Genomic DNA, 20,123 nt, shown 5'->3' on the forward strand with positions numbered 1-20,123 from the left:
CATAAAACCTTGATGCCGTATGAGGTGCCTCTGATGACGGATCTCGGTTTCGAGGTATTCGTGCCGAAGAAAGTGCCGAAAACAAATTTTCGAAGCGCGGCGGTGAGTTTTGACTATGACAAGTCTCTGACGATACCGAAGGCGGTGCTGGACCGACTGAACGAATTCGATTTTTACCTAACCGATTGGCCGTCGGACATCATCAGGCTGGTCAATAGATATTTCGGGACGATCTTTGTCATTCCGTATGGAAGGCAGGTCATTGACGCCGTTAAGTATTTCGACGGGGAGATAGTCTTCCGCACCTTTGGTCTCGACAACCGGCACACCTACGACAAAGTCCTTCAAGACATGTACGGTCGCGGATTCCGCCACCGGATTGCAAGCGTTAAGGAGCGCTTTTGGTTCGGCGAAGGATATGATCACCTACACGAGATCGAACCCGCGCTATTTAAGGAAAAGTCCCTTTTCCTGCCTATCGGGATCCCGAACTCATTCTTCAGAAACGAGGGTAAGTGGAGAGGAACTCGCAAGGAGATCCTCTTTGTTGCGCCCAATGTCGTGACAGATTCCTATTATGCGAAAGTTTATCAGGACTTCAAGCGAGATTTTGGCGATCTTCCGCATGTGATCGTTGGTCATCAGGATACTCAAGTCGACGATCCGCATATGGCAGGCTTCGTGACTGACGAGGAGTTGCAGAACCTTTATTTGGATTGCGCGGCCCTTTACTATCACTCCAAAGAGACGCGGCACGTTCATTATTCTCCCGTGGAAGCTGCTATCAATGGGATGCCTATCGTTTATTTCGAGGATTCTCTGCTTGGCCGCATGTGCCCGAGTTCTGTGAAAGGCCGTGTCACATCGGTCGGCCAGGCACGGGAGATTCTCCAAAGGATCCTCTCAGGCGACGCGGCATTCATCGCAGACATTCGCGAGGATCAGAGAGATGTCGCATACCATTTCTCTGACGCATATTGCAGGCCTGTTTGGAGCGAAAATCTCCAGACCTCGGGACTTCTTGCAAATCTGGAGAAACAAAGTTTTGGCAAGACCCTTGGCCGCGAGTTGCTCCGGTCAGCGGCCAAGCTCGTTGGAAAAGCCCTTGATAATTCCAGGGCTTATTATCCGCATCTAAATAGCGAGATCGCAAAGAAGGTAACTGGGTCATCGCTAGAGGACGGTATCGATTTTACTCAAGAGGAGCTCCTGGAAGCCGTGGTTGACATCCAAGGTCTTTCCGAAGCGGAGCCTTGGGGGCGATGGAGCGACGCTGAGCGGGTCGTGCTCTCCCTCAATCATATGATGGACGGGGAGTTCATCCTTGATGTCACCGCGGTCGGGCATGATCGTAACGTTGGCGCTGACATTAAGGTCAAGATTGGCAACGTGACGAGGATTGCCCGGTTCGGGGCAGACATGGACAACCCGCAGACTGTCTCCCTTCCTTTCGAGCTGAGGAAGCCGGCAAGCATCATCGAGTTCACGGTTCCATATCCGGTCCAACCAGCAAGGGACAGCCGACAGATCGGCCTCGGTCTCGTTCGCCTCAATGTGCGTCCGCTCGGAGCTGTCTCTGAAGCGGGGAAGGAGGTTCATCCCCTCATGGCCAATTCGACTGAAAAAGAGCGCAGGACTTTTATCGAGGCCGGGATTGCTGCTGCCGCTTCCCCAGACGCTGCCTCCTCCGGGACACCTGCTGCAATACCTGCTCCTGAGGCTGATGCCTCCGGGCAGTCGGCTGCGATCCAGGTGGATGACGGTGGGAATGCAGACGGTCGACCGGCTTGGAGGCGCGCTGCCGGATCTGTCGTTCGGCGTGTTCGGCCCCTTTTCGTAAAAGTCGCTAATCGCTTCAGGGTGCATGTGCGAACAGCGATCGAAGAGACCGAGGTGCTGCCGCAATTGACTCGGGTGAATTCGGACCTGGCACAGGTAAAGGCGGAACTCGCGTCGTTGCGTCACGAGATCATCAGCTTGCGAAGGGTTCTCGATGTCCATGCCCGGCAGGTCCAGGTCGACGCGAAGGCGGATCGTAACGCCCTCGATGAGATGACCAAGACATTATCGGCTGCGGTGGAAAGGACCAGTGGGGCCCCGGCAGGTGCGCTCAAATCCGAAGGCGAAGCAACCGCCAGGAAAACCAAGCGGCTGCCTGCAGACGACGTCTGAGCGGCGCTTACAACAGCGAAGCCGGCTAGGGGCGGACGGGAAGTCAGCTGCCGCATACCAGGAAAGATGTTCTGAATGTCTGGAAACTTTGACCTTCACATCGTCGGGGCCGGCGGCCATGCCAAGGTGATCATCGAGCTGGCCCGCGCCGCCGGGTGGAATCCGATCGGTCTGCTCGATCCGGCGCCGGTCGGCAGCACTGTTCTGGGCGTTCCCGTTGTCGGCGATGACAGCGTTGCGCCGCAGCTCTTTGAAGAGGGCCATACGGCGGCATTCGTGGCCTTGGGCCGGAATGATCTGCGGCGACGCATCGGATTGCGCCTGCGCACCATTGGTTTTCGTATGCCGACACTCGTCCATCCGAGTGCCGTCGTGTCCCCGAGCGCTACGCTGGGAGACGGGATTGCCGTGCTGCCCCAGGCTGTGATCCATTCCTGCGTACAGATCGGCGATTTCGCCATCGTCAACACGGCCGCCGTCGTGGAGCATGATTGCGTCATCGGCGCGGGAGCGCATATGGCGCCGCGATCGGTGATGGGCGGCAACGTGACGCTTGGAGAAGAGGTTTTCTTCGGCATCGGAGCCGTTGCAAGGCCGCTCAGCGTGATAGGCGCCAGGACGATTGTAGGCGCGGGCGGAGTTGTGGTCGGCGAGATTCCCGGCGATATGGTTGCGATTGGGGTTCCGGCTCGTCCGCGGGCCCGGCAATAGGACTCCGCCGGAGGGATAGACAGCGTGAAAATCGGGTTGGTCTCATCAGCCATGCCTTTGGTCCAAGGCGGCGGGCGTTTCATCGCGGACTGGCTTGCTCCCAAGCTTGTGGAGGCTGGGCATCAGGTCGAGACGATCTGGATTCCGCAGATCGACGATCCGGCTTCGCTCTTCCAGCAGATGCTGGCTTTCCGTCTCATGGACCTGAATGACAGCTTCGACCGCGTCATCACGTTCCGGCCGCCGGCGCATGTCATCCAACATCACACGAAGATCGTGTGGTTCATTCATCACATCCGGCAGTTCTACGATCTCTGGGATACGGATTATAATCCGCTGCCGCGCACCGCTTACTGGGACGCCTACCGGAGCAACCTCGCGGCGGCGGACACCAAGGCTCTTGGCGAGGCGCGCAAGGTCTTCACCAATTCCGGGATCGTCCAGGGTCGCCTCAAGACCTTCAACGGCGTCGACGCGGAGGTGCTCTATCCTCCGGTCCTGGCGCCGGAGCGCTTCTTCTCGGAGGTCTGGGGCGGCGAAATCGCTTTCATCTGCCGGGTCGAGCATCACAAGCGCCAGCATCTGGCGATCGAGGCGATGAAGCATACGAAAACCCCTGTGCGGTTGCGCATCGCGGGGCGCAGCAGCTCTGCGGAATATGCCGATTCTCTCAGGAGGCTCATCGCGTTGCATGACCTCGAGGATCGGGTGACGCTCGACCTGCGCTGGATCAGCGAAGGAGAAAAGGCATCCCTGCTCTCGACGGCACTGGCCGCCATCTACATCCCGCTCGATGAGGACAGCTATGGTTATCCGACGATCGAGGCGGCGCTCGCTCGCAAGACGACCGTCACCGTCTCGGATTCCGGCGGAGTGCCCGAATTCATCACCGATGGAGTGTCCGGCCTCATCACTGAGGCCGATCCCGTTGCGCTTGCGGAGGCCTTCGATCGATTGTGGGCCAATCGCGCGCTTGCACAGGAACTCGGACACAATGCCCATCAGCGCCTGGCAGAGCTGAACATTCATTGGGAGCATGTCATCGAGAGGCTTACATCGTGAACGTCCTTGTCCTCACGACTCTGACGCCTTTCAGGCATGGGCGGGCGGAAGAGCTGACGAGCCAGCTCGTCCGCCACATGAAGCTGCACGGCGTGAATGCGGAGGCGATGCGGCTGCCGTTCAAGGCGCATCCTCCTGAGCGGTTGCTGGATGAGATGTTCATCTTCAAGTCGCTCAAGCTGTACAATGTCGACCGTGTCGTATCCCTGGCCTTTCCTGCCGAGCTTGTACCGTTCGAGAGCCGCTCCTGCTGGATGCTGCGCGAGTACCAGCAGGCCTACGATTACTGCGAGACGCTTGAAGCTGCGGCAGGGCAGGGGTCGCGTGCTGAAACGATCAAGGACGCCTTGATCAGGAACGAGACCCAATCCCTCCAATCGGCCAAACACCTGTTTGCCGGCTCGAGCACGGCCCAAGCCCAAATTCAGCGCTTTCACGGGCTCTCGTCGGACCTGCTCCTGCCGCCTCTATCGGACCCGGAGCTCTTCGAATCGACGGGAGATGACGGCTATATCCTGGCATCCGGCCGCATCGGCGCAGCCGAGCGGCTCTTTCCCCTGATCGATGCGATGAAGTTGGTTTCTCCCAGCGTAAGGCTCGTGATCGCCGGACAGCCGGAAAATCCTCTCGATGCTGAGAAACTGCGCGAACGGGTGCATGAGGCCGGCGTGGAAGGGCGAGTGGCTTTCGAGCCGCAGGCCGCACAGTCGCGGGAGGCCCTTGCAGGGCTTGTCGGCCGTGCCCGGGCGGTGGTCTCCCTAGAGGACGACGCCGACCCTTCGGCAGGCCTCTTCATGGAGGCTTTCCAAGCATCGAAGCCGGTGCTGGCGACAACGGGCTGGGCGCGTAACATTGTAAATGATGGGGAAGCTGGTATCGTGAGCGAAGTGACGCCCGAGGCGCTTGCCGATGGCATGAGGACGCTGCTGGAATCGCCCAACCGGGCCATGAACATGGGTGCTGCGGGTCATGAAAGGTGGCGTTCTCTCAAGGTCGACTGGCCCACAACCGTCGAACGTCTGCTAGCGTGAGGCTGTTATGAGGATCGGCTGGGCCAGTCCCTTCAATGAGCAGTCTTCGATTGCCCGCTATAGCCTTCGAGTGTGCGAAGAGCTGAGGCGTCGAGGTATTCGAGCGGAGATCATCCGGACAGAGGGTGGAGCCGAGGAGACGCCCTCCGCCCTTGACAGCTCATTGCCTGTCTATCCACCGGCTGAATACACAACGGAATTTCTCGAAACCCACTTCGATTTGTGCGTGGTCAATGCGGCCCGGGAAGCAATGGATCACGAGCGGATAATAGATATTGCCCGCCGGTTCCAAGTTGTTACGATATTTCATGAGCAAGACGCTTCGAATGGCGACGCTGAGTCAGTAGAGGGTGCCGCGCTGCCAAGTGATCCGGGCGAGATCGACTGGATCGCGCGGCTGGCGTCACTTTCAACCGGAGCGGTTGTTCATGCTGACCGCGACCATTCTAAGGTGTGCCGCCTTTGCGCGGGGCCTGTTGCTTTGCTTCCCATCGGTTCACTCGATGCTGGAGCTGATCTTCCGGTCTCTATAAAGGAAATGGGGGCGGATACCGTTGCAACCGTCCCGCTGCCGGAGGGAGAGGGCTGCGTCGAGAAGTATGTTGACGCCCTTATCGAAGTGCTAGATGAAGCGCTGCATCGAGCCCCCCTTAGGAATGCAGGGTGGACAATAGGCGCAACAGTGGCTGAAATGGGCCTCGCTTGGGATGACCCGCTCTCATCTCGCTTGGGGCATGAGATGTCTGCACTTTTTGAAGAAGCCGGAGGGGCTGAAAGTGACAAAAACTGACAAGATGACCGCACCACTTTCCATTCTTCCCGTTTATCAGCCTGATTTGTCCGGCAACGAGAAGAAATACGTCAACGAATGCTTGGACACATCCTGGATCTCGTCCCTTGGCGGCTTCATTGACCGCTTCGAGAGGGCCTTTGAGCGGGAAACCGGCGCCAAGCATGCCCATTCCGTCTCGAATGGCACAGTCGCGCTGCACCTTGCCTACCATTGCCTGGACATCGGCCCCGGCGACGAGGTGATCGTTCCGACCTTTACCTATATCTCGTCGGTGAACACCATCGCCCAGACAGGCGCTACCCCCGTCTTCGTCGATTGCCGCCCCGGCGATTGGCTGATCGACGTTGAGGATGTGGCCCGCAAGATCACCCCTCGCACGAAGGCGATTGTCCCGGTCCATCTGTATGGCGCAATCTGCGACATGGACCCGTTGATGGCGCTCGCGCGCGAGCGCAACCTGAAGGTCGTCGAGGACTGCGCCGAGGCTCTGGGTTCCACCATCAATGGACGGCATGTCGGGACGTTCGGAGATATCGGGACCTTCAGCTTCTTCGGCAACAAGACGGTCACCACCGGCGAGGGCGGAATGGTCACCGCCCATGACTCGGATCTGGCGGCTCGTCTGAAGATCGTCAAAGGTCAGGGGCAATCCCCCACGCGGCGCTATTGGCACACCGAGCTCGGGTTCAACTACCGGATGACGAATATCTGTGCCGCCATCGGGCTGGCTCAGATCGAGCGGATCGATGCCATCCTGGCCCGCAAGCGTGCCATTGGTGCGCTGTATCGCGAGCTTTCCAAAGACATGCCTGTCGAGTTCCAGACGCTGCTGCCGGGAGTGACGAGCTCGGATTGGCTGGTCAGCCTCCTGCTTCCGCGCGGCACCGACCGGGATGCCGTCATGGCTCAGATGTCGAGCGCAGGGGTCGAGACGCGACCGGTATTCTTCTGCGCTCACCAGATGCCGATGTACGCGAAGGGCGAGCACTTCCCTGTGTCGGAAGATATCGCAGCGCGCGGCATCAGCCTCCCCAGCTATCCCGGGCTCAGCGACAGCGATGTCGCCCGAGTTGTTGAAGAACTTCGCCGGGCAATCGCCCGGCAGTAAGCCGATCAGCTGCGTTAGGTCCTGGTTGAAGTGAAGGCACAGTGTCGGCCGTCCGCTGACGGCAGTCCCTGTGACAAGGCGCGAGGGAGATCTCGCCGACGTATGTTTGTTTTTGCCATCCAAGTCTCGAGGGCCGCTCCTGCGTGCTGTCGGGATTTAGATGGCGTCATCTTCATAGCCTGAAGGGCTCAGAAAAACCGAGGTTGCCTTGGGGCCGCCTCTACATTGGGACGGCCGGATGTGCAGCTATTGCGGTAAGGCATTGCACGGCTGTGGCCGTCCGTGTCGAGATAATTAAATCATGGACACAATTGATAATACGATGTCGACCCCCGGTGACATGCAGACGACGTTGACCGCCAGCGGTCCGGCGCGGAGGGCGTGGCTCGATCTCGTCCAAGGCTTTCAGAGCTGGCGCGTTTGGTGGCTCCTGGGAATTGGCGACATCCGTCAGCGCTATCGCCGCTCCCGTATCGGCCAGTTCTGGATTACGCTGAGCATTGCGATCTTCGTGGTTGCCATCGGCGTCGTGTATGCCGCGCTGTTCAAGCAGCCGATCAAGAATTACCTGCCCTATCTTGCAACGACTTATGTCGTCTGGGTTCTGATCGCCGGTATCGTGACCGACAGCACCAGCGCCTTCGTTCAGGCTGAAAGCTTCTTGCGTCAGCAGGCATTACCGAAAACGACGTTCATTCTGCGGATATTGGTCAGAAACGGGATCTCATTCGCTCATAACATCATCGTTCTCCCCGTCATTTTCATGATTTTCGGGGTTGCCCCATCGTGGACGTGGTTGGCCGCATTGTTCGGACTTGTGCTTGTCGTTGTCGCGGGCTTCCTTGGGGGGCTCATCTGCGCGATCCTTTGCACCCGTTTCCGTGACTTGCCGCAGATCATCCAGAACTTCATTCAGGTCGCCTTCTTCATTTCTCCGATTACCTGGCAGGTGGAGTTGCTCGACGAGAGTGCCCGTCACTGGGTCAACCTGAATCCCTTCGCTGCCTTTCTTCGCATCGTTTCGGAGCCGTTGCTTGGACGGATGCCCAGCGCCGTGACCTACGCTTCCGCCATAGCGACCATCGTCATTCTAGGCGCTATCGCGGCACCGCTCTTCGTCCGCTTCAGGCAGCGCATCGTTTATTGGCTCTAGGCATATCCCATGGCATCCATTTCGTTACGTAACGTAACAGTCGACTTTCCGATCTATAACTCCCGTGGGCGGTCGCTGAAGGCTAATGTCCTCAATCGCGTCGGTGGGCGGATCGCTGGCCAGAACGGTGAGATCGTGACCGTCGAGGCTTTGCGTGGGATCAACCTTGAGCTTCGCCCAGGCGATCGATTGGCGCTCGTCGGCCATAATGGCGCGGGAAAGTCGACGCTTCTGAGAGTTCTGGCCGGCGCCTATGAGCCGAGCCGCGGCATGGCCGAAATCCAAGGCAAGGTCTCCTCCCTGCTGGATATGACCATGGGAATGGATCCGGAGCTCACGGGGCGGGAGAACATCGTTCTGCGCGGGATCTTCCTCGGCATGACCTTCCGCGAGATCACCGATCTCGCGCCGTCCATCGAGGAGTTCTCGGAGCTGGGTGGTTTCGTGGACCTGCCGATGCGGACATATTCGAGCGGTATGACCCTCCGTCTCGCCTTTGCGGTTTCGACGGCGGTTCAGCCCGACATCCTGCTCTTGGACGAGATGATCAGCGTCGGTGACGCCGACTTTGCCGCCAAGGCAAGGGAGCGGATCGAGCAGGTCATGGAGAACTCCCGGATCTTCGTTCTGGCTTCCCATGATCCGAAGATGCTGCAGCGCTACTGCAACAAGGGCATCCTCCTGCGCGAGGGCCAAATCGTTGCTGCGGGCAGCCTGGATGACGTCCTTGCGGATCAGGCTGCCTGATCTATCGGGCGATGCTCTCATTCAGAGAGCGAAAGCATCGGCTCAACCCAAAAAGTGCAAATCCACTTTTTGGCCCGATGCTGTAGGACCTGATTGCGCATGGCGGTGCTTCTCCGGCGAGCGGTTGCTTACTTCGCCGGAGCCGGAATCCCGCCGGGGCCTTGGATAGGATCGATAAGTTCGCTCCAGCCTCGATTGGCCTGACACTCGGCCAACCAATCCGCTGTCGTCCGGAACAGTTCTGTAAGAGCGTCCGGCCGGTTGAGAACGGTTTGCAGGCACTTGCGGAATCCATCCGCGCCCGCTGTAGGGCTGATTAGGCCGGCTCTCCCAAACCCGATCTGCTCCGGCAGCGAGCCTGTCTGCATGACGAGGCTGGGCATTGCCCAGGACATAGCCTGCACCACCACGCCCGACTGGCTGGCCTCGACATAGGGGCAGAGCAGAAGGTGATGGTCCGAGAGCATCTCCTGGGCGCGCCGATCTGAAATCCAGCCAAGTTCTAGGTCGACCTGAGGCCATGCTTCGAACAGCCGTTGGACCTCACCCTCAAGCGGCCCCGAGCCCGCGATGGTCAGGCGCCATCCCGGGTTGGCTCGAAGAGCCTCCAAGGCGCTCGCGAGCAGGTCCAGGCCCTTGTAGGGAAGCAGGCGTCCATAGAAGAGCAATCTGATAGGCCCGCCATCGTAAGCCTTTTGCAGCCGCTTGGTCGGATAGGCCGTGGCCAAGGGAATGACGGACACCTTGCCGGCGGCTTCTGGGAACCTCTGTTCAAGGCGCTCGCGAACGCTCCCTGAGAGGGCGACGAGCTGGTCCGCGCCTCTTATGAGGAGATCCTGCGTGATGCGCTGCCAGAGCACGGCGTAGTCGCCAGGGTGGGGCTCGGCGTCATGCACGACATAAACGACCCTGATGCCACGCCTTTTCAGGGCACTTGCGAACGGCCAGGCGAAGGGCGCGTTCATGGTGATGATGACGGCGTCCGGCTTGGTCGCTGCCAGCGCATCCGCATGCCGTCTCAGGGCGCCCGGGAGCGACCAGACCTTGCGCCAGAGCGTCGAGAGGCCGGGGCGATCGAAGGTGAAGATCGGCAGCCCAAGAGCTTTGAAGCTCTCGGATTCCTCGTTATGCCTCGAAAGTGAAAGCGCGACGTCGATCTCGGGGGCTGAGCGGCGCAAATGCTGTGCCAGCGACAAGGTGAACTCGGATCCGCCACCGCGGCGCCCCCAATAATGGAGGATGACGCGGGTCCTCCTTTCGGGCTGAGGATCGAGAACGCTGGTGTTCATGCGGATGGTCTGGAAAGCTGCCTTGCCTGCGATGAGGGCTTAGTAAGGGAGATCGGACGCACAAATCCATCGTTTTCTGGGACAATCTCACTTCACAAGTGGACGGCTTCGTGGACAAGGTCTTTTGGATTGGTTGCCCTCCCCAAATACGGAGGGTGTGTGCGGTCGAGGGTCGCATCGGGTCCGCGATGCCTTTCATCGGGTTCCAAAACCGCAGGTCTTCTGTTGACGCCAAGTTGGCGGGTGTTTAGGACCGCCAAATGTAATAAAGAAGGGCTGGCTATGAGCGAGGGCGACAACAAGATCCTACCCGTGGTCATGTGCGGAGGCTCGGGGACGCGGCTTTGGCCTGCCTCCCGGGACAGCATGCCGAAGCAGTTCATCGATCTGCTGGGTGATCATTCGACTTTCCAGACCGCCGTGCAGCGCGTGAGCGCGCCGGAGGTCTTCCTACGCCCGACCATCATCTCCAGCAACGATGTGCGCTTCATCGTGGCGGAGCAGCTGGCCCAGATCGGCGCCAGCGCCGATATCATCCTTGAGCCGACCCAGCGGGACTCCGCCGCGGCCATCGCGGTCGCGGCCTGCCATGCGGCCAAGCACGACCCCGAGACGGTGGTGCTCGTGATCGCCGCCGACCATATTATCGACGACGCAGCCGCCTTCGCGGCCTCCTGCCGCGCGGCCCTCGAGCCGGCGCGCCAGGGACACATTATGACCCTGGGCGTGGTGCCGCAATACCCGGCCACCAGCTATGGCTATATCCAGACCGGTAAGCCGATCAAGGGCACGGATGCCTTCCGCACCGAGCGCTTCGTCGAGAAGCCGAATGCCGAGACGGCCCAGAGCTATATCGACCAGGGCTTCCTCTGGAACAGCGGCAACTTCCTGTTCCGCGCCGACGTGATGATCGAGGAACTCGAGCGCTTCCAGCCGGAAATCCTGGCTGCCGCGCGTGAGGCTCTCGACCACGCCGCGGCCGACCTCGACTTCATCCGTCTCGATGAAGCCGCCTTCACGCAGGCTCCCAAGATCTCCATCGACTATGCCGTCATGGAGCGCACGGACCGCTCCGGCGTTTTGCCGGTCTCCTTCTCCTGGTCCGATATCGGTTCCTGGGGCGCCCTGTGGGATGCTTCGCCGCATGACGATGAGGGCAACTCCATCCGCGGCAACGTGGAAGTGGTCGCGTCCCGCAACAGCCTCGTCCACAGCGACGAGATCCTCACCACGGTCGTCGGCATCGACGACGTGGTCGTGGTCGCCAAGCCCGACGCCGTGCTCGTGACCTCGCGCAGCCGCTCCGAGATGGTGAAGGAGCTCGTGGTTTCCATGCGCGCCAAGCAGCGCCCCGAGGCCAGCGAGCACCGCCGCATGTACCGCCCCTGGGGCTGGTACCAGCGCATCGATCACGGCGCCCGCTTCCAGGTGAAGCGCATCATGGTGACGCCAGGCGGCCGCCTGTCGCTGCAGAAGCATCATCACCGCGCCGAGCACTGGGTCGTCGTGAAGGGCACCGCCGAGGTGACGGTGAACGAGAGCGTGACCCTCATTCACGAGAACGAGTCCGTCTACATTCCGATCGGCGCGATGCACCGCCTCACCAATCCGGGCCGTATCCCCCTTGAGCTGATCGAGGTTCAGGTGGGCAGCTACACGGGCGAGGACGATATCATCCGCGTCGAGGATATCTACGGTCGCTAAGACTGCCCTTTAAAAGCCTTACAAAAAAGCTCTGGTCCATCAGGCCGGAGCTTTTTATTTGATCTTGGTAATCAGGCCGCGCTGGGTGGATCGAGGGTAATCGCCATCGAGAAGTCGCGGCTTTCTCCCGGCTGGATCATGACGATCCCGGGCTTGTCCTTGAACTCGCCCGTGAACCCGACAGGATCAGCATAGCCCTGCCAGGGCTCGATGCAGACATAGCCCGCACCAGGCTTCGTCCAGATGCCGAGATGCGGCATCTGGGGGAACGTGACCATGAGGGAGCGGTGACCGGGGACGCCATAGCGAACCCTGCGACTTGCAAGCTCGCTCCACACGAGAGCGCCGTCTTGAAACAGATCGTCGTGCAGCGCCAGACGATCGCCTTGCAGGGGCGTCTGACGTGAGGCCTCGCCGATCAGTCCATCCGACAACACGTGCAGGGAGGCTGGCTCGGCTCTCTCGAAGCGGATCTCGTGCGCGTTGCGGTCGCCGCCATAGGGCAGGGGCCAGCGCAGGGCCGGATGGAAGCCGAAGGAAACCGGCATCGCCCGATCACCCAAGTTGATGACCGATGCCGTGAAGATCAACTCGGCTTCCTCGATGCGGTACGTCACGTCGAGTCTGAAATCGAAGGGATAGAACTCCCGCGTCGTGTCGCTCGCACTCAGGCGCAGACGGCAACTTTGAGCATCCGCATGCAAGATGTCGAACGCGGACGTGCGGGCAAAGCCGTGCTGCTTGAGGGGATAGAGGCGCCCATCGATCAAGGCTTGGTCATCGCGCAGGCGCCCGACGGCCGGGAAGAGCAGGGGAGAACGCCCGGTCCAGTAGGCAGGATCGCCATCCCACAGAAGATCGCGCCCGGCCTCGTCCCGCAAGGAAACCAACTCAGCGCCGAGCGTACTGATCTGAGCTTGAAGCTTGGGGCCGGATAGGGTGATCGACATGGGGGAAGACCTTTCGAGACAACCGTCAATGTGCGGCGTGAAGCCCGTACCGCTCGACTTGATGGGCGCTGCTCAGACAAGCTCTATAGAGCGGTGGCTATGGCTAGAGCCTTCGAGAGCGTGAGGCAATCCTCATCTGAGCGCGCCGGATCTGCCTTTCGCAACAAGCCCGTGCTGGACGTTCCTGCGGAGCGCCTCACGGGCAATACTTTGATTGACGTAAATGAAACGCTGACGGGCGGAACTGGATCAGACTCGGTCGTGTTCGACTCGGCACTGATTGCGCGCACCAATGTGGACACGATCCTGGACTTCAAGACCAGCGAAGGCGACAAGCTTCTGCTGAAGAAGGACGGCGTTTTCGGAAATGGAATTGGCGATCTGGGCATGCTGGCCCCGGGCGCTTTCAGAGTCGGAGGCAAGGTGTCGGTGGATGCCGACGACCGCATCATCTACGATCCCACGGACGGCTCGCTCTATTACGATCCTAACGGCTTCTTTAAGGGCAGCGCTGGAACGGCCACCTTGTTCGCGAAGTTCAGGATCAACGCCAGCAACCTGGCACCTGAGCTGACCTACGAACACTTCTTCATAATCTGACCTAGGAGAGAACGGCATTGCATCTCCTTCCTGTAATATATAAAGTAACGCTATATCATATAAAGAGGGGCTCCCATGTCAATTAGGCTTGTTGCAATTTCTCATAACGGCGGCGAACAGTCGTCGATCAATGACAACCAGATGGAAGTGAACGAGAACATACCGACCGGTACGATTCTCGGGCGGCTTGAGGGCACGGACGGGGAGTTGGATCTTGCCAACCTCGACATCGTTGTAACAAGAGATTTTGGTCGCTTCGAGGTTTTCTACGGCGAGCATAATGGCGTCATGGGATATTACCTGCGCGTCACTGCTGGCGGCGATGCCATGCTCAATTTTGAGGATGAAGATAACGGCTATATCGAAGATCTCGCCGGCGCTGCATTCCAGTATCTCACTTTTGAGTTTTATGTAGACAAAGATAATCCGTCCACGCGCACTGGACAGGCGTCCCTCGACGTGTACTTGAAGGACGTTAATCCGGAGACGCCGGCTGACACGACGCCGGCCATCGGCGGCCTAGCGGCGAGCATCATCGAGGCCAATGATGCCACCGGCAATCCGTTTGCCGGTGTGATGATCACCAACGACACCGGTCAGGAAAGCACCGTCTTCATCTCGTTCGCCAAGGCAGCCGGAGCGCTGTCGGGTGCGGGCCTGACGCTGGTGACCGATGCGGACACGATGGTCTACTCGCTCACGGCAGCCAATGGCACGGCGCTGGCCACAGCCCTAGCAGCCCTCGACTTCGATCCGAGCAACCTGACGGTTGGCGCAACTGCAACGGACACCACTTTCACGCTCACGGTGACCGATGCGGGTCACCCGCGCGACACGGCCACCGGCCAGCAGGTCGGCACAGTCACCGTGATCGCTACGCCTCCGGCTGACGGCGCACCGACCGTCGGCAGCCTGAGCAATAGCGACATCGCAGCCAACGGCGCCACCGGCAATCCGTTTGCCGGCGTGACGATCACCAACGACACCGGTCAGGAAACCACCGTCTTCATCTCGTTCGCCAAGGCAGCCGGCGTGCTGTCGGGTGCGGGCCTGACGCTGGTGACCGATGCGGACACGATGGTCTACTCGCTCACGGCAGCCAATGCCACGGCGCTGGCCGCGGCCCTGGCAGCTCTCGACTTCGACCCGAGCAACCTGACGGTTGGCGCAACTGCAACGGACACCACTTTCACGCTCACGGTGACCGATGCGGGTCACCCGCGCGACACGGCTATCGGCCCGCAGGTTGACACAGTCACTGTCACCGCCACTCCGCCGGCTGACGGCGCACCGACCATCGGCGGTCTGCCGGGCGACAAGGTCAGCGTCAGCGCCAACGAGGGCACGGTCAATCCGTTCGATGGCGTGACCATCAACAACGAGACGGGTCAGGAGACCACGGCGTTTATCAAGTTCACAGCTGAGATGGGCGCACTCGCGGGTGCTGGCCTGGAGTTGGTAGAAGCAGCGAATACGCTTGGCATCGTTACCTACAGGGTCATGGGCACGAGCGCAGCCGATCTGCAGAATAAGCTCCGCGCCTTGACCTTCAATCCGCGCGACCTGGGGGATGGTGAGTCCGAAGAAATCGGCTTCGAGGTGACGGTGGTCGATCCTACCCACCTTACTCCCGGCACGCCTCAGACCGATACGGTTATCCTGGACTCGCGCGCTGACGACTCGGCGCCGGAGATTGGCGGGCTATCGACCACCCCGGTCGCTGCCAATGCCAACGAAGGCACGGTCAAGCCGTTCGGTGGCGTGACCATCGCCAATGAGGCATCTCAGCAGACCGTGGCCACGATCACGTTCCAGAATAATCTGGGCGCGCTTACAGGCGCGGGGCTGACCCTGGTGGGGGTCGACAACGATACCGGTATCGTTACCTACACGGTTACAGGTACGTCTCCTTCAAACCTGCGGGATCTCCTGCGTGGTTTGACCTTCGATCCGCGCAACCTGGCGGCGGGCGCATCCGAAAACATCACCTTCACAGTGAAGTTGACGGATCCCAACCACGCCACGCCTGGTGTTGAACAGACTGGCACGGTGACTGTGGCCTCGACCGCTCCGACTGCGCCCAACGCGGCTCCGACGGGCTTGGACCTCAGCGTTAAATTCATCAAAGAGGATGCTCAAGTCGGTTCGGAACTTGGCCTTCTCAACGCGTTTGACCCGAATGGTGATAATCCTCTCATCTACAAGCTCATCGACAGCGCTGGCGGCCGGTTCGCCATCTCTGGCAACAAGCTTGTGCTGGCAGGTCCTGGCGTCAACTTCGAAGAGGCCAAGTCTCACCAGATCAAGGTCGAGGTCAGCGACGGCAAGGGCGGTACGGAGGTTAAGACCTTCACCATCAATGTCGGCGACGAAGTCACCCTGGTGTTGAACGGCAAGACCACGAACGACAAGCTCAACGGCGGCGAGCGGGACGACATCCTGAACGGCATGAAGGGCAACGATACGGTCAAGGGTCTTAGCGGCGACGACAAGCTCTATGGCGATGTCGGCGACGACAAGGTCTACGGCGGGCTCGGCCTCGATACGCTCTATGGCGGCAAGGGGAACGACAAGCTGTATGGCGATGCCGGCAATGACGTGCTCTATGGCGACGAGGGCAACGATCTCCTCTACGGCGGCCTTGGCAGCGATACTTTCGTGTTCACCAAGAAGGCGAACAAGGCGACCAACTTCGACCAGATCAAGGACTTCCGTTCCGGCGAAGACAAGATCTTCCTCGACAGTGCGGTCTTCAAGAAGCTCGGCAAGCTCGGCACAATCGACGCGCCTGCGAAGCTCGATCCGAACATGTTCTCTATCAGCAAGGCGAAGGACAAGAAGGACTTCCTGGTCTACAAGTCCGGCGTACTCTACTACGATGCCGACGGATCGGGTAAGGGCGCTGCCGTCGAGATCATGAAGGTGAAGGGCCTGAAGGCCACCGACATCTTCATTATCTAACGAGCCCCTTCATCTAACGAGCCCCTTCGGCTTTGATTTCGGCCTCGGCAGGGAAACCTGCCGGGGCTTTTTCGTGGGCGGCAGCGAAAGACCTCTCGGTCTTCAGAACTCGTCGGAAGCTCAGCAATCGGCGGCACCGGGACGATCTTTTCGTCCACTCATGTGTTGTGCTTCCTGTATGCCAAAGGGAGGGACGGGACCGGATGGGGTCGAACGCGGATATTCTGGATTGCCTGATCGTCGGCGGCGGGCCTGCCGGGCTGACGACGGCGCTTTATCTGGCGCGGTTCAGGCGCCGCTTCCTGGTGATCGACAGCGGCACGCCAAGAGCCGCCTGGATCCCGACGAGCCACAACATTCCCGTCTTCGCCGAAGGCATCTCAGGCCCTGAGATCATCGAGCGCGCCCGGGCCAGCCTTGAGCGCTATGGCGGGCAGGTCCAGCCGGGGCGGGTGACGGGCCTGCGCAAGCAGCCGGACCGCTTCATCGCCTTCGTCGAGGACAATGACTGCCAGATCAGCCAGATCGCGGCCCGGCGCATCGTGCTGGCGACCGGAGCCGTGGATATCGAGCCCGACCTGCCGGATGTTCCCAATGCGGTGCAGCGCGGTCTGGTGCGCTATTGCCCGATCTGCGACGGCTATGAATCGCGCGGCAAGAAGATCGCCGTGATTTCCTATGGAGCTCATGGGATCGGCGAAGCGGTCTTCATCGCACGCACCTATTCCCGCGACGTGACTCTGCTGACCCTGGGCCAGCATCTCGACCTGAAGCCGGAGGAGCGAGCACGGCTCGACGAGCATGGGATCAAGATGGTGGAGAGCCCGGTCGACACCCTGGAGATGGAGGACGACCGCATCGCTGCCATCCATGTGGGCGGCAAGGAGCACCGCTTCGATGTGCTCTACTCGGCCCTCGGCCTCCAGTACCGTTCCGATCTCGCGCTCGCCCTTGGCGCCGAGCACGATCCTTCAGGCGGTCTCCTGGTCGACAGCCATTGCCAGACCTCGGTGAAGGGGCTCTACGCGGTGGGCGATATCGTCAGAGGCATCGACCAGATCGTGGTGGGCATGGGCCATGCCGCCCATGCCGCGACGCATATTCACAATCACTGCGAACTGCCGACCGAGGATGAGCCGGGCGGGGCGTAGGCTTCTCTCATCGAGATATGTTCTCCCACGTCATCACCGGCCTTGTGCCGGTATCCCGATGCTGTGAGGCGCCGTGCCTCTCCGACATGGCCGGGACGAGCCCGGCCATGTCGGAGAGGTGGAGTCCTTATGTAAGCGCTTTCGCCAGCAGCGGCAGGCTGGTATCCATGCGGTAATCCACCGAGGAGTGGTTGTCTGGGAATTCCTCATAGGTGTGCGGAATGCCCGCCGCTTCGAGCTTTCGGTGCAAGAGCCGTGAGCCGTAGACCATGTTGTATTGGTCGATATCGCCGCAATCGATGTAAAAGGACTTCAGCTTGCGCAGGTTCTCCTGGGTTTGCCCGTCATCGGCCATGCGCAGCGGGTCCCAGCGCAGCCAGTTGTCCCAGCGTTCCGGAATGACCTCGCAGGTTTCGAGGTCGACCGGCAGCCTGATGCCGCAGAACTGGCTCGGATCGGGGTCGAAGCTCGCGGCTTGAGCCAGGATCATCAGCACGTGCCAGTCCTGGTCCTTGGCCTTTGGACCTTCCTCGAACTTGCGCAGGAAAGTCTCGATGGACATGCCGTGTCCGGCCAGATGCCTCAGGGCGCCTGCGAATTCGCCGAGATGGTAGAGGAACTCGAAGCCTACATCGCCGGAATGGGAGGCCGCCGCGGACCAGACGGAGCCGCCATGGCGCAGGGCATGGACGAGGGAGCCATAGCCGCCCGAGCTTTTGCCGAAGACGCCCCGGCGGCCGTCCCCGCCGCAGCCGAAGCGCTCCTCGACGAAGGGTAACATCTCGCGGATGAGGAAGGTCTCCCACGGTCCCATGGCGGCGCTGTCCACGTATTGGTTGCCGCCGAGCCTGGTGAAGCAGTCAGGGAAGGCGACCACGACTGGCGGCATGGCGCCGGTGGCGATGAGACGGTCGAGGCGCTCGGGGACGTTCTCTCCGTAGTTCTTCCAGTTGGTGTGGGCCGGTCCGCCCGCCGTGTAGCCGACAAGATCTACGAGGAGAGGGAGGCCGCGCCCATCGTGCCCTGCGGGGATATAGACATCGATCCGCCGCCTGCTCGGGTCGCCCAGGAGATTGCCCTTCAGGAATTCGCTGTCGATCTGGAGGCTGTGTACCATGCCCTGGGGCAGGTCGTGGTTCTTGCGCATGGTCGCCCTCATTGCTTCGCGTGATGTCATGGTGTGACTGCCGCACAGGCACTTGTCCAGAATTCAGGCCTTCGCGGCGGTTAATAACTGAGCTGCGCCGCTAGCCTTTTCCCCGCTCCCGTGTCTAGGCTCACAATCGCGTCATTGCATGGGGGTGTCGATATGACCGATCGTTTTCTGCCGAACTGGACCCTGAAGAATGAAGGGGTCATCATGCCGGATGAGCGGCTTCCGACGGGCCAGATGGTCGTCGTGGGCCTGCAGCATGTAGTCGCCATGTTCGGCGCCACGGTTCTCGCGCCGATCCTGATGGGGTTCGATCCGAACGTTTCCATCCTGTTCTCCGGTCTTGCGACACTGATCTTCTTCTTCGTTGTCGGCGGCCGGGTGCCGAGCTATCTCGGCTCGAGCTTCGCCTTCATCGGCCCGGTTCTCGTCGCCACCGGCGCATCGGTGGGCAGCCCCAATCCCAACATCGCCCTGGCGTTGGGCGGCATCATCGCTGCCGGCGCTCTCTACTTCCTGATCGGTGTGGTGGTGCAGCTCGCGGGCCATCGCTGGATCGAAAAGATCATGCCGCCGGTGGTAACCGGGGCCATCGTCGCCGCCATCGGCCTCGTGCTGGCGCCGATTGCGATCAACAGCGCCTCGGGCGTCACGCCGGACAATGCCAACGGCAGCGATTTCGCCCGCTGGGTCGCACTTGCTACGGTTGCCGCCGTCGGCATCGTGGCGGTCTATGCACCGGGCATCTGGAAGCGTCTGCCGGTATTGGTCGGCGGTGTTCTTGGCTACCTGATCTACTACATCTTCGCGAACATTCTGGGCTACGGCGCGCCCATCGATTTCACGAAGATCGGGCAAGCCGCCTGGTTCGGCCTCCCGTCCTTCCAGGCTCCTGTCTTCGATACGCGGGCGATCAGCCTGATCGCGCCGGTCGCGATCATCCTGGTGGCCGAGAACCTGGGGCACATCAAAGCCATCGGCGCCATGACGGGCCGAAACCTCGATCCCTATCTCGGACGCGCCTTTATGGGCGACGGCCTCGCCACGATGCTCTCCGGCGCCTCCGGCGGCACCGGCATGACCACCTATGCCGAGAATATGGGCGTCATGGCCGTGACCCGCATCTATTCGACGCTGGTCTTCCTCATCGCGGCGGGCTTTGCGCTGCTGCTCGGCCTTTCGCCGAAATTCGGCGCCTTCATCGGCACCATTCCGGGGCCGGTTCTCGGTGGTCTCTCGATCGTCGTGTTCGGCCTGATCGCCGCGACGGCGGGCCGGATCTGGGTTGAGAACCGGGTCAATTTCTCGAACCCGCGCAATCTCATCACGGTGGCCGTGGCGCTGGTGCTGGGTGCGGGCAACTTCAAGCTCAATGTCGGCGGCTTCACGCTCGACGGCATCGGCACCGCGACCTTCGGCGCCATCATCCTCTACCATCTCCTGCGCATGACCACAGCTGAGGCGGCCGAGCATCCGCAAGCCGCCGAGTAAGCCTTTCCGCAGGAACACGCATCCGGAGCCCGCGTTGAGCCACAACG

The 20,123-nt window shown here is 60.7% G+C and carries 16 protein-coding genes; 13 read left to right on the forward strand and 3 right to left on the reverse strand.

The genetic code is table 11. The annotated features are described in order from the left end of the window. The first annotated feature begins 33 nt into the window (after positions 1 to 33). From AB4Y85_RS16490 to AB4Y85_RS16525, 8 genes are all read left to right on the forward strand, one after another. Positions 34 to 2,172 carry a DUF7024 domain-containing protein gene (locus tag AB4Y85_RS16490; protein WP_441986008.1) on the forward strand — a complete coding sequence of 713 codons (2,139 nt, stop codon included), beginning with the start codon at positions 34 to 36 and terminating at the stop codon, positions 2,170 to 2,172. Positions 2,173 to 2,247: 75 nt separating this feature from the next. Then, entirely contained in the window at positions 2,248 to 2,883 is a 636-nt protein-coding gene (locus AB4Y85_RS16495; RefSeq protein WP_441986009.1) for a NeuD/PglB/VioB family sugar acetyltransferase, read from the forward strand. A gap of 24 nt (positions 2,884 to 2,907) precedes the next feature. Next, positions 2,908 to 3,945: a glycosyltransferase family 4 protein gene (locus tag AB4Y85_RS16500; RefSeq protein ID WP_441986010.1), complete on the forward strand. Its 1,038-nt coding sequence runs from the start codon at positions 2,908 to 2,910 to the stop codon at positions 3,943 to 3,945. Next, positions 3,942 to 4,976, forward strand: a complete 1,035-nt coding sequence (locus AB4Y85_RS16505; RefSeq protein ID WP_441986011.1) for a glycosyltransferase family 4 protein — start codon at positions 3,942 to 3,944, stop codon at positions 4,974 to 4,976. Before AB4Y85_RS16500 ends, AB4Y85_RS16505 begins: the two co-directional genes overlap by 4 nt. 7 nt (positions 4,977 to 4,983) lie before the next feature. Continuing rightward, positions 4,984 to 5,766, forward strand: coding sequence for a hypothetical protein (locus AB4Y85_RS16510; RefSeq protein ID WP_441986012.1), 783 nt, complete (start codon positions 4,984 to 4,986; stop codon positions 5,764 to 5,766). Between the two features lie 4 nt (positions 5,767 to 5,770). Next, positions 5,771 to 6,877, forward strand: a complete 1,107-nt coding sequence (locus AB4Y85_RS16515; protein WP_441986052.1) for a DegT/DnrJ/EryC1/StrS family aminotransferase — start codon at positions 5,771 to 5,773, stop codon at positions 6,875 to 6,877. A gap of 322 nt (positions 6,878 to 7,199) precedes the next feature. Continuing rightward, positions 7,200 to 8,030, forward strand: coding sequence for an ABC transporter permease (locus tag AB4Y85_RS16520; RefSeq protein ID WP_441986013.1), 831 nt, complete (start codon positions 7,200 to 7,202; stop codon positions 8,028 to 8,030). A gap of 9 nt (positions 8,031 to 8,039) precedes the next feature. Beyond that, positions 8,040 to 8,777, forward strand: a complete 738-nt coding sequence (locus AB4Y85_RS16525; RefSeq protein ID WP_441986014.1) for an ABC transporter ATP-binding protein — start codon at positions 8,040 to 8,042, stop codon at positions 8,775 to 8,777. A gap of 128 nt (positions 8,778 to 8,905) precedes the next feature. Here the strand turns inward: AB4Y85_RS16525 and AB4Y85_RS16530 are convergent, their stop codons facing one another. Further along, on the reverse strand, positions 8,906 to 10,066 hold the full coding sequence (locus tag AB4Y85_RS16530; RefSeq protein WP_441986015.1) for a glycosyltransferase family 4 protein: 1,161 nt from the start codon (positions 10,064 to 10,066) through the stop codon (positions 8,906 to 8,908). A 282-nt stretch (positions 10,067 to 10,348) separates the two neighbouring features. Here AB4Y85_RS16530 and AB4Y85_RS16535 point away from each other — a divergent pair, with 282 nt between their 5' ends. Further along, complete coding sequence (locus AB4Y85_RS16535; protein ID WP_441986016.1) at positions 10,349 to 11,770, forward strand: mannose-1-phosphate guanylyltransferase/mannose-6-phosphate isomerase; 1,422 nt, start codon at positions 10,349 to 10,351, stop codon at positions 11,768 to 11,770. Between the two features lie 71 nt (positions 11,771 to 11,841). On the opposite strand, the gene AB4Y85_RS16540 is transcribed toward AB4Y85_RS16535, so the two are convergent. After that, complete coding sequence (locus tag AB4Y85_RS16540; RefSeq protein WP_441986017.1) at positions 11,842 to 12,720, reverse strand: aldose 1-epimerase family protein; 879 nt, start codon at positions 12,718 to 12,720, stop codon at positions 11,842 to 11,844. 99 nt (positions 12,721 to 12,819) lie between these two features. On the opposite strand from AB4Y85_RS16540, the gene AB4Y85_RS16545 reads away from it, so the two are divergent. The 3 genes from AB4Y85_RS16545 (at position 12,820) to AB4Y85_RS16555 (ending at position 17,432) form a co-directional block, all read left to right on the forward strand. After that, positions 12,820 to 13,320 (forward strand): hypothetical protein, encoded by a 501-nt coding sequence (locus tag AB4Y85_RS16545; RefSeq protein ID WP_441986018.1) that lies wholly within the window; start codon positions 12,820 to 12,822, stop codon positions 13,318 to 13,320. A gap of 75 nt (positions 13,321 to 13,395) precedes the next feature. Next, the gene (locus AB4Y85_RS16550; RefSeq protein ID WP_441986019.1) at positions 13,396 to 16,281 is read left to right on the forward strand and encodes a M10 family metallopeptidase C-terminal domain-containing protein; all 2,886 of its coding nucleotides are present in this window, start codon (positions 13,396 to 13,398) and stop codon (positions 16,279 to 16,281) included. 203 nt (positions 16,282 to 16,484) lie between these two features. Next, on the forward strand, positions 16,485 to 17,432 hold the full coding sequence (locus AB4Y85_RS16555) for an NAD(P)/FAD-dependent oxidoreductase (protein WP_441986020.1): 948 nt from the start codon (positions 16,485 to 16,487) through the stop codon (positions 17,430 to 17,432). A 127-nt stretch (positions 17,433 to 17,559) separates the two neighbouring features. Here the strand turns inward: AB4Y85_RS16555 and AB4Y85_RS16560 are convergent, their stop codons facing one another. After that, positions 17,560 to 18,579 (reverse strand): alpha/beta hydrolase, encoded by a 1,020-nt coding sequence (locus tag AB4Y85_RS16560; protein WP_441986021.1) that lies wholly within the window; start codon positions 18,577 to 18,579, stop codon positions 17,560 to 17,562. Between the two features lie 162 nt (positions 18,580 to 18,741). On the opposite strand from AB4Y85_RS16560, the gene AB4Y85_RS16565 reads away from it, so the two are divergent. After that, complete coding sequence (locus AB4Y85_RS16565; RefSeq protein ID WP_441986022.1) at positions 18,742 to 20,076, forward strand: solute carrier family 23 protein; 1,335 nt, start codon at positions 18,742 to 18,744, stop codon at positions 20,074 to 20,076. Positions 20,077 to 20,123: the final 47 nt, after the last annotated feature.

This window comes from Microvirga sp. 2YAF29 (genome assembly GCF_052114605.1).
Lineage (GTDB): Bacteria > Pseudomonadota > Alphaproteobacteria > Rhizobiales > Beijerinckiaceae > Microvirga.